The sequence below is a fragment of the Bradyrhizobium diazoefficiens USDA 110 genome, from assembly GCF_000011365.1.
GTDB lineage: Bacteria > Pseudomonadota > Alphaproteobacteria > Rhizobiales > Xanthobacteraceae > Bradyrhizobium > Bradyrhizobium diazoefficiens.
This window is the reverse complement of record NC_004463.1, coordinates 6,291,908-6,304,630: the sequence shown is the minus strand read 5'-3', so window position 1 is coordinate 6,304,630 and position 12,723 is coordinate 6,291,908. Positions and strand designations below refer to the sequence as shown.

12 protein-coding genes are annotated in these 12,723 nt (G+C 64.7%); 9 read left to right on the top strand and 3 right to left on the bottom strand.

Annotated elements, in window-relative coordinates; all coding sequences use genetic code 11:
• The first annotated feature begins 104 nt into the window (after positions 1–104).
• The gene (locus BJA_RS29060) at positions 105–1,646 is read left to right on the top strand and encodes an alpha/beta fold hydrolase (RefSeq protein ID WP_011088484.1); all 1,542 of its coding nucleotides are present in this window, start codon (positions 105–107) and stop codon (positions 1,644–1,646) included.
• Positions 1,647–1,752: 106 nt separating this feature from the next.
• Here the strand turns inward: BJA_RS29060 and BJA_RS29055 are convergent, their stop codons facing one another.
• Positions 1,753–2,400 carry a TetR/AcrR family transcriptional regulator gene (locus BJA_RS29055; protein ID WP_011088483.1) on the bottom strand — a complete coding sequence of 216 codons (648 nt, stop codon included), beginning with the start codon at positions 2,398–2,400 and terminating at the stop codon, positions 1,753–1,755.
• 247 nt (positions 2,401–2,647) lie between these two features.
• On the opposite strand from BJA_RS29055, the gene BJA_RS29050 reads away from it, so the two are divergent.
• Genes BJA_RS29050 through BJA_RS29040 form a run of 3 tightly spaced genes read left to right on the top strand, consistent with a single transcriptional unit; the run spans position 2,648 to position 5,286 of the window.
• Positions 2,648–3,190: an OsmC family protein gene (locus BJA_RS29050; protein ID WP_011088482.1), complete on the top strand. Its 543-nt coding sequence runs from the start codon at positions 2,648–2,650 to the stop codon at positions 3,188–3,190.
• 35 nt (positions 3,191–3,225) lie between these two features.
• Positions 3,226–4,359 (top strand): acyl-CoA dehydrogenase family protein, encoded by a 1,134-nt coding sequence (locus BJA_RS29045; RefSeq protein WP_063921632.1) that lies wholly within the window; start codon positions 3,226–3,228, stop codon positions 4,357–4,359.
• A gap of 48 nt (positions 4,360–4,407) precedes the next feature.
• Positions 4,408–5,286 carry a sulfurtransferase gene (locus BJA_RS29040; protein WP_011088480.1) on the top strand — a complete coding sequence of 293 codons (879 nt, stop codon included), beginning with the start codon at positions 4,408–4,410 and terminating at the stop codon, positions 5,284–5,286.
• A 6-nt stretch (positions 5,287–5,292) separates the two neighbouring features.
• Here BJA_RS29040 and BJA_RS29035 read toward each other — a convergent pair whose 3' ends face one another.
• Positions 5,293–7,221: a sigma 54-interacting transcriptional regulator gene (locus BJA_RS29035; protein WP_038967198.1), complete on the bottom strand. Its 1,929-nt coding sequence runs from the start codon at positions 7,219–7,221 to the stop codon at positions 5,293–5,295.
• 159 nt (positions 7,222–7,380) lie between these two features.
• Between BJA_RS29035 and BJA_RS29030 the strand changes: the two genes are divergently transcribed.
• From BJA_RS29030 to cynS, 4 genes are all read left to right on the top strand, one after another.
• Complete coding sequence (locus tag BJA_RS29030; protein WP_011088478.1) at positions 7,381–8,760, top strand: CmpA/NrtA family ABC transporter substrate-binding protein; 1,380 nt, start codon at positions 7,381–7,383, stop codon at positions 8,758–8,760.
• A gap of 164 nt (positions 8,761–8,924) precedes the next feature.
• A complete protein-coding gene (ntrB, locus tag BJA_RS29025) occupies positions 8,925–9,764 on the top strand; it encodes a nitrate ABC transporter permease (protein WP_038967199.1) in 840 nt (279 codons plus the stop codon).
• Positions 9,765–9,770: 6 nt separating this feature from the next.
• Positions 9,771–10,694: an ABC transporter ATP-binding protein gene (locus tag BJA_RS29020; RefSeq protein WP_011088476.1), complete on the top strand. Its 924-nt coding sequence runs from the start codon at positions 9,771–9,773 to the stop codon at positions 10,692–10,694.
• Between the two features lie 15 nt (positions 10,695–10,709).
• Positions 10,710–11,198, top strand: a complete 489-nt coding sequence (gene cynS, locus BJA_RS29015; protein WP_011088475.1) for a cyanase — start codon at positions 10,710–10,712, stop codon at positions 11,196–11,198.
• A 116-nt stretch (positions 11,199–11,314) separates the two neighbouring features.
• On the opposite strand, the gene BJA_RS29010 is transcribed toward cynS, so the two are convergent.
• A complete protein-coding gene (locus BJA_RS29010; RefSeq protein ID WP_011088474.1) occupies positions 11,315–11,638 on the bottom strand; it encodes a DUF1476 domain-containing protein in 324 nt (107 codons plus the stop codon).
• Positions 11,639–11,947: 309 nt separating this feature from the next.
• On the opposite strand from BJA_RS29010, the gene purC reads away from it, so the two are divergent.
• Positions 11,948–12,715, top strand: a complete 768-nt coding sequence (gene purC / locus BJA_RS29005; RefSeq protein ID WP_008974302.1) for a phosphoribosylaminoimidazolesuccinocarboxamide synthase — start codon at positions 11,948–11,950, stop codon at positions 12,713–12,715.
• The last annotated feature ends 8 nt before the right edge of the window (positions 12,716–12,723 follow it).

The following is a 12,723-nucleotide window of genomic DNA, read 5'->3' as shown; positions in this document are numbered from 1 at the left end:
ATGCAGGAGCCTCAATCGCTCACCGGCGAGCGGGCTCGATCTGACCCGACTGATATCGCTGGACCGTCCCCTGAGCGTCCCCCGGCCGGGGAGGGAGGATTTCCATGACGGCCTTCTCGCTGGGAACATTTGGCTTCCCCGAGGTCCATGCCGACGACCGCCCGATCAAGCTGGCCTTACGCAAGGGTCTTGCGCTGCTGGTCTATGTCGCGGAGGCCAAGGGTGCTGTGGCGCGGGACGTCGTGGCCACGCTGCTGTGGCCCGAGAGCCCCGGCGAGACCGGACGTGCGCGATTGCGGCGGCTGCTTCACCGCATCGAGCAGACGCTCGGCCAGCCGGTTTTCGAGACTGATCGCGCCAGCGTGCGATGGTCACCCGCGATCGCGCTGAAAGTCGATACGCATCTGTTCGAGAGCGCCTGCGACCGCGGCGACTTTGAGCAGGCCTGCCGGATCTACCGGAGTGACTTCCTGGCCGGCTTCGCGCTGGACGACTGTCCCGAATTCGACGATTGGGCGTTCTTTCGCCGGGAGGCGCTGCGGGGGCGGCTCATGAACGCGCTGGAGCGGCTGGTGCAGGACAAGAACGCCGCGGGCGAGCATTTTGCCGCCACAGTGCACGCGGGACGTCTGGTCGAGCTCGATCCGCTCAGCGAAGTCTATGGCCGCCATCTGATCCGCAGCCTGCTGCTGGCCGGCGACCGAAGCGCGGCTGAGCGGCACCACGCGGCACTGACGCAGCGGCTGCGCGACGAGCTCGGGGTTGCGCCGGAAGCCGAGACCGAAGCGCTGATGAGTCCCGCGGCGACAGCGCTTGCCGTTCCGACGACACGCTATGTGAAGGGCGCCGGCGTGCATCTGGCGTATCAGACCTATGGCAGCGGCCCGCTCGATATCCTGGTCATGCCCGGCTTCGTGTCGCATGTGGAGCGCGCCTGGGAGCATCCCGCGAGCCGGACGTTTCTGGCGTCGTTGATGAAGCTCGGGCGGCTGATCGTGTTCGATCGTCGCGGCATCGGGCTGTCCGACCGGGTCGGATCGGCCCCTGGCATCGACGTCACCGCGGAGGATATCGGCACGGTCCTGCGCGCGACGAATGCGCGCCGCGTCGTGCTGTTCGGCGCCTCCGAGTGCGGGCCGGCCTGCATCAAATTTGCGGTCGATGAGCCGCGCCTCGTGGCCGGGCTCATCCTGTTCGGCGCCCTGGCCAAGGGCTGCTGGTCGCAGGACTATCCGCATGCGCTGCGCGCCAGCCAGTATGACGCCTGGCGCCAGCAGCTCGTCGCGCAATGGGGCGGTCCGGTCGGGATCGAAACTTTTGCGCCGAGCCTGGCTCGTGATGCCCAGGCGCGCGCCTGGTGGGCGGGGCTGCTGCGCGCGGCCTCCAGTCCCGGCGGCATCTCCGCCGTGCTGGAGGCGTTTCGCGACGCCGACGTGCGGCATCTCCTGGCGCAGATCGCCGTGCCGACGCTCGTGTTGCACCGGCGGGGCGACCGGGCGGTGCGGATCGCGGCCGGCCGCGACATCGCGAGCCGGATCAACGGCGCGGAGTTCGTCGAGCTCGACGGCAACGATCACTGGTTCTTTGCCGGCGATCAGCAGCCGGTGCTGGCGGCGATCGGGGGATTTATGAAACGGACATTGTAGGGTGGGCAAAGCGAAGCGTGCCCACCATCTCGATCAACCAGGCCGAGAAGATCTGGTGGGCACGGCGCTTTGCGCCTCTTGCGCACCCTACGGGATCATGGCGAGCTTACACCGCCTCTAACTGATCCGCGGCGCGCTTCTTCTTCGTCCTGGACTGGCCGAGCAGGGGGCCGGCCGTGAGCGCGGCCGTATCCGCCACGCCCGGGTCGCGCGAGATCATCGCTGCGACGATCGCGCCGTCGATGATGAGGCCGAGCTGGTGCGCGAGCACTGCCGGCTCGCTCGAGCCGAGCTCGCCGGCGAGCTTCTCGATGTGGCCGAGCACGATCTTCTTGTGCTTCAGCGCGATGTTGCGGAATTGTTTTGCGTCCTTGTCGTGCTCGCCGACGGCGTTGATGAAGGGGCAGCCGTAGAAGCGTTCCTCGGCGAACCAGCTCTTCAGCGCGGGGAAGATGCGCGTGAGTTTTGCCTGCGCGTCGCCGCCGCCTTGCTCCATGGCGCCGATGAACCATTCGCGCCACTGCTTGCCTTCGCTCTCCAGCACCGCGTTGACGAGGTTGGTCTTGGAGCCGAACAATTTATAGAGCGTGGTCTTGGCCGTGCCGGCTTCCTCGATGATCGCGTCGATGCCGGTGGCGTTGATGCCGTTCTTGCAGAACAGATGCGTCGCGGCGCTCAAGAGGCGCCCGCGCGCGGATTCGTCTTCGCCGGCACCGGCGTGGGGCGAGATCTTCTTCGATGACGTCTTTGCCATGAGTCCAAACTTACCCGCAGCGACGCCGCATCAGCAAGCCGCATCTGTTCCGCGCTGAAAAGATTCGCAAAGCGCAACCCATCTGCATCGCCTTTGGGCATGGGGCGGCTGATCAATCCGCAGGCAGCGCCGGCTAAGCGGCTCCAATGCTTCGCCTTTTGTTTTTGGCCGCCTCTGGCACGCTCCATGCAAGGAAACAGACCGTTCGGTATCCTGCCGATTTCCTCGGCTGCCAGGGAGAAAACTGATGACTGCCGTCGTTCAAAAGACCGTGCTGACGGGTTGCCTCGCGCCCATCGACAAGAATGGCCTCGAGCAACTGATCGCGAGCGGCAAGGCCAATCCGAAGGTCGTCAAGACCTTGAAATGCAAGACGGTCGCGGAAGGAAAATTCCGCCACGCCAACTACATCCGCAATCTGCAGCCCTACATCGTCGACGAGCCGCCGGGCCTTCTGGGTGACGATACCGCGCCCAATCCGTCGGAAGCCTCGCTCGCCGCGCTCGGCTCCTGCCTTGCGGTCGGCCTGCACGCCAACGCCGTGCATCGCGGCTGGATCGTCAACAAGCTCGAGCTCGAGCTCGAGGGCGACCTCAACATCACGGCCGTGTGGGGCACCGGCGATGTCTCCGACAAGCCCGTTGGCTTCACCGACGTGCGCGTCAAGGTCGACATGGAGTGCGAGGGCATCTCGCAGGACGAGATCAACGCGCTGGTCGCCCATGTGAAGAAATGGTCGCCTGTCGCCAACACCTTCACCCGTCCGGTCAATCTCGAGGTCGGCATCTAGGCTGACGGCAACAGGACAAGGTGCGGGAGGCGATCATGGGTTCACTGGCTTTATCGCGGGTCGACGTTTTGGATCAACCCGCACCGTCCATTGCAGGCGAGGTAGCGCGGATCGCGCGCGAGCAGCTCGCGCCGCTCGCCGCCGGTATCGACGACGGCTCGGTCTATCCGGCCGAGGTGCTGCGCGAATTCGGCGCGGTCGGCGCGTGGGGCAGTCATATGCCGCACGAAGGTCCCGCGGATTTGCGCTGCGCCATCCAGGCGATGGCGGCGATCGGCGAGGTCTGCGGCGCTACGGCGTTCATGGCCTGGTGCCAGAACACGCTGGTCTGGTACGCCGCCAACTCGACCAATATGAAGCTCGCGAGGCGCTTCGGCGATGCCTTCTCGACCGGCCGGGTGCTCGGCGGCACCGGGCTCTCCAATCCGATGAAGAGCTTCTTCGGCATCGAGAAGCTCAAGCTGAAAGGGCGGAAGGTCGAGGGCGGCTACATCGTCCGCGGCGCGCTGCCCTGGGTCTCCAATCTCGGCCCCGATCATTATTTCGGCACCATCTTCCAGTGCGAGGACGATCAGGGCATCGCAAGTGGCGAGCCCGGGACTGTGATGTTTCTGGCCGATTGCTCGGACCCTGCGATCACACTCACGCCATGCAAGCCGTTCCTCGCCATGGACGGCACCGGTACCTATGGCGTGCAGTTCCGCGACGTCTTCGTGCCGGATGAGCTGATCCTCGCCGATCCCGCAGGTCCCTTCGTCAAGAAGATCCGCGCCGGCTTCATCCTGCTCCAGGCCGGCATGGCGCTCGGCGTTATCAGGGATTGCATCAACATCATGGACGAGGTCGGCAGTCCCCTCGGGCACATCAACCGTTATTTGCCGCAGCAGCCGGTGCACTTCCGCGACCTCGCCGCCGAGCTCGAGGCCGAGACCATGGCGCTGGCGCGCGATCCCTACAACGAGGAGGAGACCTATTGGCGCAAGGTGATCGCGCTCCGTCTGCGCGCCGGCGAAGCCAGCGTCGCGGCGGCGCATGCGGCGATGCTGCATTGTGGCGCGCGCGGTTACCTCAAAAGCCACCGCGCGCAGCGACGCCTGCGCGAGGCCTATTTCGTCGCGATCGTCACGCCCGCCACCAAGCAGTTGCGCAAGATGCTTGCCGATTCCTGATCTTTGCGAGTCCACCCGAAGACCCCCAACCTCAACGGAGAGGCTGCCATGACTGACGTTCTGATTACTGCCGTCGAACTCGCCGATCTCTTGAAGCTAGAGCCGTGTGTCGTCATCGACACCCGCAATCCCGATGCCTATGCCGCAGGCCACCTGCCCAGTGCCGTCAACGTGCATGAGATCTTCACGTTCCTCGCGACCTCGACGCCTGAGGGCATGACTGAACTGAAGACGAAATTCGCCGACGCGTTCGGCGCTGCCGGCCTCTCCGGCAAGGAGACGGCTGTGATCTACGAGCAGTCGATGAACTCGGGCTTCGGCCAGTCCTGCCGCGGCTATTACCTGCTCACCATGCTCGGCTATCCCAAGGTGAAGGTGCTGCATGGCGGCTTCGATGCGTGGTCGGCCGCGGGCTTCCCGGTGACGAAGGACGTGCCGGCGCCGGCCAAGGCTTCGTTCGCGATCGTGCCTGAGGCGGGCGAGATCCTGATCGATGCGAAGACGATGCTTGGCGCCGTCGGCAAGCCCGGCATCGCCATCCTCGACGTGCGCGATGTCGACGAGTGGATCGGCGACAGCTCGTCTCCTTATGGAAAGGATTTCTGCCCGCGCAAGGGCCGCATCCCCGGCGCGGTGTGGCTGGAATGGTACCGCATGATGAAGCCGACTGCCGAAGGCCCGCGCTTCAAGTCCAAGGACGAGATCTTGGCGGAATGCGCCACCGTCGGCATCTCGCAGTCCACACCGGTCTATCTCTACTGCTTCAAGGGGGCGCGGGCCTCGAACACGTTTCTGGCGCTGAAGAACGCCGGCGTGAAGGACGTGCGGATGTATTTCGGCTCCTGGAACGAATGGTCGCGCGATCCCTCGCTGCCGATCGAGCAGGGGCTGCCGATCGCATCCGAGGTGACGACCAAGGCGGCGTGAGCGTCGCTAACCGAAGGCCCGCGGACGGGGCGCGATCCCGAGCGCCTTGATCCGCGAGGCCAGCGTGGTCGGCTTGATATCCAGCATTTCCGCCGCGCCGCCGGGGCCGAACACCTTTCCCGCGCAGGCCTCGAGCGCGGCGAGAATATTGGCGCGCTCGTGGTCGCGCATCTCCGCTGACGTCATCACCGCCGGACGCGCATCGGCCTTCTGGCGCGCGGTGCCGGCCGGAGCTGGCGTGCCGGAGGTATCAGGCAGGTCGATGCGCAGGCGGCCGTTCTGCGACAGGATCGCGGCGCGCTCGATCACGTTCTGCAATTCGCGGACATTGCCGGGCCAGTCGTAGCGCGTGAGCCGCCGCGCATCGCCTTCCGACAGGCGCAAATTCGATTTCAGCGCCTTGCCCTCGCGCGTCAGAAAATGCTGGGCGAGCAGGGGAATGTCCTCGCGCCGCTCGCGCAAGGGCACCGTCTCGATCGGAAACACGTTGAGGCGGAAATAGAGGTCCTCGCGAAAACGTCCGCGCTGGACCTCCTGCTTGAGGTCGCGGTTGGTCGCGGCGATGACGCGGACGTCGACCGCGCGGGTGCGCTCCTGGCCGACGCGCTCGAAATTGCCTTCCTGCAACACGCGCAGCAGCTTGCCTTGCAATTCGAGCGGGATCTCGCCGACCTCGTCGAGGAACAGCGTGCCGCCGTCGGCGAGCTCGAACCGGCCGATGCGGTCGCGCGTCGCGCCGGTGAAGGCGCCGCGGACATGGCCGAAGAACTCGCTCTCGAACAATTCGCGCGGGATCGCGGCGCAGTTGACGCGGATCAGCGGCCGGTCGCTGCGGGTGGAATCCTCGTGGATGGCGCGGGCGATCAGCTCCTTGCCGGTGCCGGACTCGCCGGTGATCATCACCGCCGCGGTGGTCGGCGCCACCAGCTTGACCTGGCGCAGCGTCTTCTGGATCGCCTCGCTTTGACCGATGATGCCGCGCGGGTTGGTCTCGATGCGGATTTCTTCCTGGAGATAGGCGTTCTCGAGCTCGAGCCGCTCACGCAGGCGGTCGACCTCGGTGAGTGCGGCGTGCAGCTTCTCGTCGGCCTCGCGGCGCTGGCTGACGTCGCGAAACACCACGACGGCGCCGACCACGACGCCGCGGTCGCGGATCGGGGTGGAGGTGTATTCGACCCAGGCCGGCGAGCCGTCCTTGCGCCAAAACACCTCGCCGTCAACCTGATGCACGGCGCCGTCGCGGAACGCCGCGTAGATCGGACAGTCATGGTTGTGATAGTGCCGGCCATCGTGATGGGTGTGGTGCACGATGGGGTGGATCTCCTTGCCGACCAGCTCCTCGGCGGTCCAGCCCAGCATGCGTTCGGCCGCGGGATTGACGAAGGTGGTCTTGCCTTCCGCGTTCACGCCATAGATGCCTTCGCCGGCGGCGCGCAGGATCAGCTGGTTCTCGCGCTCGATGTCCTGGAACACCCGCTCGACCCGCTGCCAGGTCGAGATGCCGCTGCGCATGTGGTCTTCGGCGGCGGCATCGACATTGCGGCGCCGGCGCGCGTCGAGATCGGTCAGGGTGAGCTGCACCAGCGTGCGGCCGTCATGGGGCAGCACGCAGCCGGCATATTCCAGCCGGAGATTTTGTCCGGTGGCATGGCGAGGGGTGAGCGCCGTGGTCCAGTAGGCGCCCTTGTGCAGCACGGCCTGGGTGAACACGGTCAGGGCCGGAAGCTCGCCGGCGTGCAGGGTGCTCGCCCTGGTCTGCCGCAGCAGCGCGCGGTCGTAGCCGAGCAGGGCGCAGGCGGCCGGATTGGCATCGATGATCTGGTCGGCATAGGGGTCGACCAGCAGCGTGGCCTCGACCGAGGACTCGAACGCGGCGACGCGCGGATCGATCGCCTCGGCGGTATCATCGGAAACGAGCATTGGCGTCGTTGCCATCACGAAATCTCGTAATTGAACTACGAATTATCGTGTATCACGAATTCTCGTAGCAGCAAAGCGTGACCAAAAGTGCTGCGTCATCAAGGCACTGGACGGCCGAAAGGTGGTGGCATGCTCCTTGCGTAATTGCTCCTGCAATGACGCGCAGGAGGTCCGATGTCCACGTTCGACAATCCGTTTGATCCCGATCGCAACCTTCGAGCCGGCTGTGCCTGTGGCCAGCATCAATCCGCGGCGGAGCACGAGCAGGCCACGGCGATGCGCTGCGCGCAGATCGAGAGCGAGGAGAAGCGCTACGAGGGCGTCGTCGCCTCCGCCGTGATGCGCGCGATGTTTCCGCAGGATGTGGCGCGGCGCGCCTTCCTGAAATCGGTCGGTGCGTCCACGGCACTGGCGGCGCTGTCGCAGTTCTTCCCGCTTCAGACCGCGACCGAGGTCTTCGCGCAGGCCGGCACGCCGGAGAAGAAGGACCTCAAGGTCGGCTTCATTCCGATCACCTGCGCCACGCCGATCATCATGGCGGCGCCGATGGGCTTCTATGCCAAGCACGGCCTCAACGTCGAAGTGGTCAAGACCGCCGGCTGGGCCGTGATCCGCGACAAGACCATCAACAAGGAATACGACGCCGCGCACATGCTGGCGCCGATGCCGATCGCGATCTCGCTGGGGCTTGGCGCCAATGCGATTCCATTTGCTGTCCCCGCGATCGAGAACATCAACGGGCAGGGCATCGTGCTGGCGACCAAGCACAAGGACAAGCGCGATCCGAAGGACTGGAAGGGCCTCAAGTTCGCGATCCCCTTCGATTACTCCATGCACAATTATCTGCTGCGCTACTATCTCGCCGAGCACGGACTCGACCCCGATACCGACGTGCAGCTGCGCTCGGTGCCGCCGCCGGAGATGGTCGCGAACCTCCGCGCCGACAACATCGACGGCTTCCTCGCGCCCGACAACATTTGCCAGCGCGCGATCTATGACGGCGTCGGCTTCATGCACCTGCTCTCGAAGGAGATCTGGGACGGCCATCCCTGCTGCAGCTTTGCCGCCAGCCGCGAATTCATCACGACGGCGCCGAACAGCTTTGCCGCGCTGACGCGCGCCATCGTCGATGCCACCGCCTACGCGTCGAAGGCGGAGAACCGCAAGCAGATCGCGGAGGCCATCGCGCCCGCCAACTACATCAACGCGCCGGTCACGGTGCTGGAGCAGGTCCTGACCGGCACCTATGCCGACGGCCTCGGCGGCGTGAAGACCGACGCCAAGCGCGTCGATTTCGATCCGTTCCCCTGGCAGTCGTTTGCGGTGTGGATGCTGACGCAGATGAAGCGCTGGGGCCAGATCAAGGGCGACGTCGACTACAAGGCGGTGGCCGAGCAGGTGTATCTGGCGACGGATACCAAGAAGCTGATGACCGAGATGGGCCTGTCGCCGCCGGCAACCGCCTACAAGTCGTTCGCGGTGATGGGCAAGACTTTCGATCCGGCAAAGCCCGAGGATTACCTCGCGAGCTTCAAGATCAGGAAGGCGTTGTGATGAGGGGCGCTCTCTCGTCGTCCCGGCGAAGGCCGGGACCCATAACCCCAGGGAAAAGTTTGGCGAAGACTAGTCGTTCGGTACTTCTACCGGACGCGATCGATAGATTCCGCGGTATGGGTCCCCGGCCTTCGCCGGGACGACGCGTGGAGAGGTCTTGCGCGATGAGCACCAACCTCCGCCTCCGCGCCGGTCTCGTCTCGATCGTGCTGCTGGCCGCGTTCCTCGGCATCTGGCATCTCGCCACGCGCTCGACCGCGCCGGTCGCGACGATGAGCCCGGAATATGCCAAGCTGATGGGCCTGACCGCGACGCAGGGCAAATCCGCCATGCCAGGGCCGCTCGATGTCGGCGCAAAGCTCTGGGAGCACGTGAGGAGGCCGTTCTACGACAACGGGCCCAACGACAAGGGGCTCGGCATCCAGCTTGCCTATTCGATCGCGCGGGTCGGCACCGGTTATCTGCTCGCCGTGCTCGTCGCCATTCCACTCGGCTTTTTGATCGGCATGTCGCCGCTGCTGAGCAAGGCGCTCGACCCCTTCATCCAGGTCTTGAAGCCGATCTCGCCGCTCGCCTGGATGCCGCTGGCGCTCTACACCATCAAGGATTCCTCGATCTCCGCGATCTTCGTGATCTTCATCTGCTCGATCTGGCCGATGCTGCTCAATACCGTGTTTGGCGTTGCCAGCGTGCGCAAGGAATGGATCAACGTCGCGCGCACGCTCGAGGTCGGCACCATCAGGCGCGCCTTCACGGTGATCCTCCCCGCAGCGGCGCCGACGATCCTGACCGGCATGCGCATTTCCATCGGTATCGCCTGGCTCGTGATCGTCGCGGCCGAAATGCTCGTCGGCGGCACCGGCATCGGCTACTTCGTCTGGAACGAATGGAACAACCTCTCGATCACCAACGTCATCATCGCGATCCTCTTGATCGGGATTGTCGGCATGCTGCTCGACCAGATCCTCGCGCGCTTCACGCACATGGTCACGTTTCCGGAGTAGGGGCCGATGACCGACAAATTCATCTCCATCGAAGGCATCGCAAAACGCTATCCGGGTGCGGGCGGTGCCACGACCACCGTGTTCGAGAATCTCTGGCTGTCGATGCCGCGGGGCGAGTTCTGCTGCGTGATCGGCCATTCCGGCTGCGGCAAGACCACCGTGCTCAACATTCTCGCCGGCCTCGATGCGCCGAGCGAGGGTGCGGTTATCGTGGACGGGCAGGCGATCTCGGGCACCAGCCTCGACCGCGCCGTGATCTTCCAGAGCCACGCGCTGCTGCCCTGGCGCACCGTGCTCGGCAACGTCGCCTATGCCGTGAGCTCGAAATGGCGGAGCTGGGATCGGGCGAAGGTCAAGGCGCATGCGCAAACCTTCATCGATCTCGTGGGCCTGACGGGTTCGGAGCACAAGCGTCCCTCGGAACTCTCCGGCGGCATGAAGCAGCGCGTCGGTATTGCCCGTGCGCTCTCGATCACGCCGAAAATGATGCTGATGGACGAGCCGTTCTCGGCGCTGGACGCGCTGACGCGCGGCACGCTTCAGGACGAGGTGCGGCGCATCTGTCTGGAGACCGGGCAGACCGCGTTCATGATCACCCACGACGTGGACGAGGCGATCTATCTCGCCGACAAGATCTTCCTGATGACCAACGGGCCCGGCGCGGTGCTGGCCGAGGTCGTTGAAAATCCGCTGCCGAAGGATCGCGGCCGCACCGATCTGCATCGCCATCCTCTGTACTATGCGCTGCGCAACCACATCATCGATTTCCTGGTGACGCGCAGCAAGACATTCGCGGCCGAGAAGCCCGATCACGATCCGCGCAACGTGCCCGTGGTGCATATCGGCAAGCCCGGACTGACGGTCGCAACTGGCGGCGAAGAGCAACGACAGACTTGGACACCCGGGACCAGTCCCGGACTCACTGCCTAAAAAGGAGATCCTGACATGAAACGCGAAGACCTCACCGAGAAGCTGCTCGACATCAAGCGCGAGAAGGGCTGGAGCTGGAAATACATTTGCGAGCAGATCGGCGGCTATGCGGAGGTGCTGATCGTCGGCGCGATCCTCGGCCAGATGAAACTGACGAAACCCCAGGCCGCCAACGCCGGCGAGCTGTTCGGCCTGTCGAAGGCCGAGACCGCGATGCTCAACGAGGTGCCGATGCGCGGCACTGGCACGCCGATGCCGCCGACCGATCCCTTGATCTACCGCTTCTACGAGATGGTGATGGTGAACGGCCCGGCCTGGAAGGCGCTGATCGAGGAGGAATTCGGCGACGGCATCATGTCGGCGATCGACTTCGACATGGGGATCGAGCGCGTCGCCAACCCCAAGGGCGACCGCGTCAAGATCACCATGAGCGGCAAGTTCCTGCCGTACAAATATTACGGCGCCAGCGGCAACGTGCCGGAGTACGGCTTCAAGGAGGGGTGACCTCCCGCTCCGTCATGCCGGGACGATGCGAAGCATCGGACCCGGAATCTCGAGATTCCGGGTTCGGTCCTCACGGACCGCCCCGGAATGACTGCGAGTGTGGGACGCGCGCGGCGCTACTTCCCCGCTTTCACCTCGGCCGCGGCCACAGCGAGCAACTCGCTCATCTTGGCGCGAATCGCCTGCTCGGTGACGACGACGCTCTTGGTGGCGAAATCGGCCATGAGCTTGCGCAGGACGTCGGCGTCGCCGGCCTCCTCGAAATCGGCCGCGACCACCTCCTTGGCGTAGGCCGTGGCGGCCTCGCCGGTGATTCCGAGCTTTTCCGCGGCCCATAGCCCGAGCAGCCGGTTGCGGCGGGCCTCCGCCTTGAACTTCTGCTCCTCGTCGAGGGCGAACTTCTTCTCAAAGCCTTCCTCGCGCTTGTTGATCTCGCTCATGCCTTTTCCAATTCCCTGCTGACTGGACCCGGCGGCCCTCGTTGCGACAGCCCCGGCGCATGCCTAGATAAGGAGCACGAATCGGCAAAACAACGAGCCGTTAAGCCGCAGGCAAAACGGTATAAGTTGGTGCCGGACGGCCGGATCGATTGTGCTCGGACAGCCAATCGGATAGGTTGCCTAAAGGCTTGGTTCCCGTTCTGTTTCTACGGGTTCCCGGCCGTTCACGGCAGCTCCGCTGTGGGTCGTAATCCTAGTCAACCGGAGCACACCAAATTCATGGATTTCAACAAAACACGGTACATCCCAATGAGCCGTCGGCGTCGCATTTATGAAGGCAAGGCAAAGGTTCTTTACGAAGGCCCGGAGCCCGGTACCCTGATCCAGCACTTCAAGGATGACGCCACCGCGTTCAATGCGAAAAAGCATCAGGTGATCGAGGGCAAGGGTGTCCTCAACAACCGGATCTCGGAGTACCTGTTTCAGCACCTCAACGACATCGGGGTGCCGACCCACTTCATCCGCCGCCTCAACATGCGCGAGCAGTTGATTCGCGAGGTCGAGATCGTGCCGCTGGAAGTGGTGGTGCGGAACGTTGCCGCCGGCTCGCTGTCGCAGCGCCTCGGCATCGAGGAGGGCACGCAGCTGCCCCGTTCGATCATCGAATTCTACTACAAGAACGACCAGCTCAACGACCCCATGGTGTCGGAAGAGCACATCACCGCCTTCGGCTGGGCGACGCCCCAGGAGATCGACGACATCATGGCGCTCGCCATCCGCGTCAACGACTTCCTCACCGGCCTCTTCCTCGGCATCGGCATCCGCCTCGTCGACTTCAAGATGGAGTGCGGGCGGCTGTTCGAGAACGAGATGATGCGGATCATCGTCGCCGACGAGATCTCGCCGGATTCCTGCCGCCTGTGGGACATCAAGTCGAACGAGAAGCTCGACAAGGATCGTTTCCGCCGGGATCTCGGCGGGCTGCTGGAGGCCTATACCGAAGTTGCAAAGCGCCTCGGCATCCTCATGGAGAACGAGCGTCCGGCGGGCTCCGGCCCGGTGCTGGTGAAGAGCTAAAGGGGTTT

Bases quoted from the DNA above. Each gene is read 5' to 3' on its own strand.
- BJA_RS29060 (WP_011088484.1), top strand. From the start codon at position 105: ATGACGGCCTTCTCGCTGGGAACATTTGGCTTCCCCGAGGTCCATGCC.
- BJA_RS29055 (WP_011088483.1), bottom strand. From the start codon at position 2,400: ATGGCAAAGACGTCATCGAAGAAGATCTCGCCCCACGCCGGTGCCGGC.
- BJA_RS29050 (WP_011088482.1), top strand. From the start codon at position 2,648: ATGACTGCCGTCGTTCAAAAGACCGTGCTGACGGGTTGCCTCGCGCCC.
- BJA_RS29045 (WP_063921632.1), top strand. From the start codon at position 3,226: ATGGGTTCACTGGCTTTATCGCGGGTCGACGTTTTGGATCAACCCGCA.
- BJA_RS29040 (WP_011088480.1), top strand. From the start codon at position 4,408: ATGACTGACGTTCTGATTACTGCCGTCGAACTCGCCGATCTCTTGAAG.
- BJA_RS29035 (WP_038967198.1), bottom strand. From the start codon at position 7,221: ATGGCAACGACGCCAATGCTCGTTTCCGATGATACCGCCGAGGCGATC.
- BJA_RS29030 (WP_011088478.1), top strand. From the start codon at position 7,381: ATGTCCACGTTCGACAATCCGTTTGATCCCGATCGCAACCTTCGAGCC.
- ntrB (WP_038967199.1), top strand. From the start codon at position 8,925: ATGAGCACCAACCTCCGCCTCCGCGCCGGTCTCGTCTCGATCGTGCTG.
- BJA_RS29020 (WP_011088476.1), top strand. From the start codon at position 9,771: ATGACCGACAAATTCATCTCCATCGAAGGCATCGCAAAACGCTATCCG.
- cynS (WP_011088475.1), top strand. From the start codon at position 10,710: ATGAAACGCGAAGACCTCACCGAGAAGCTGCTCGACATCAAGCGCGAG.
- BJA_RS29010 (WP_011088474.1), bottom strand. From the start codon at position 11,638: ATGAGCGAGATCAACAAGCGCGAGGAAGGCTTTGAGAAGAAGTTCGCC.
- purC (WP_008974302.1), top strand. From the start codon at position 11,948: ATGAGCCGTCGGCGTCGCATTTATGAAGGCAAGGCAAAGGTTCTTTAC.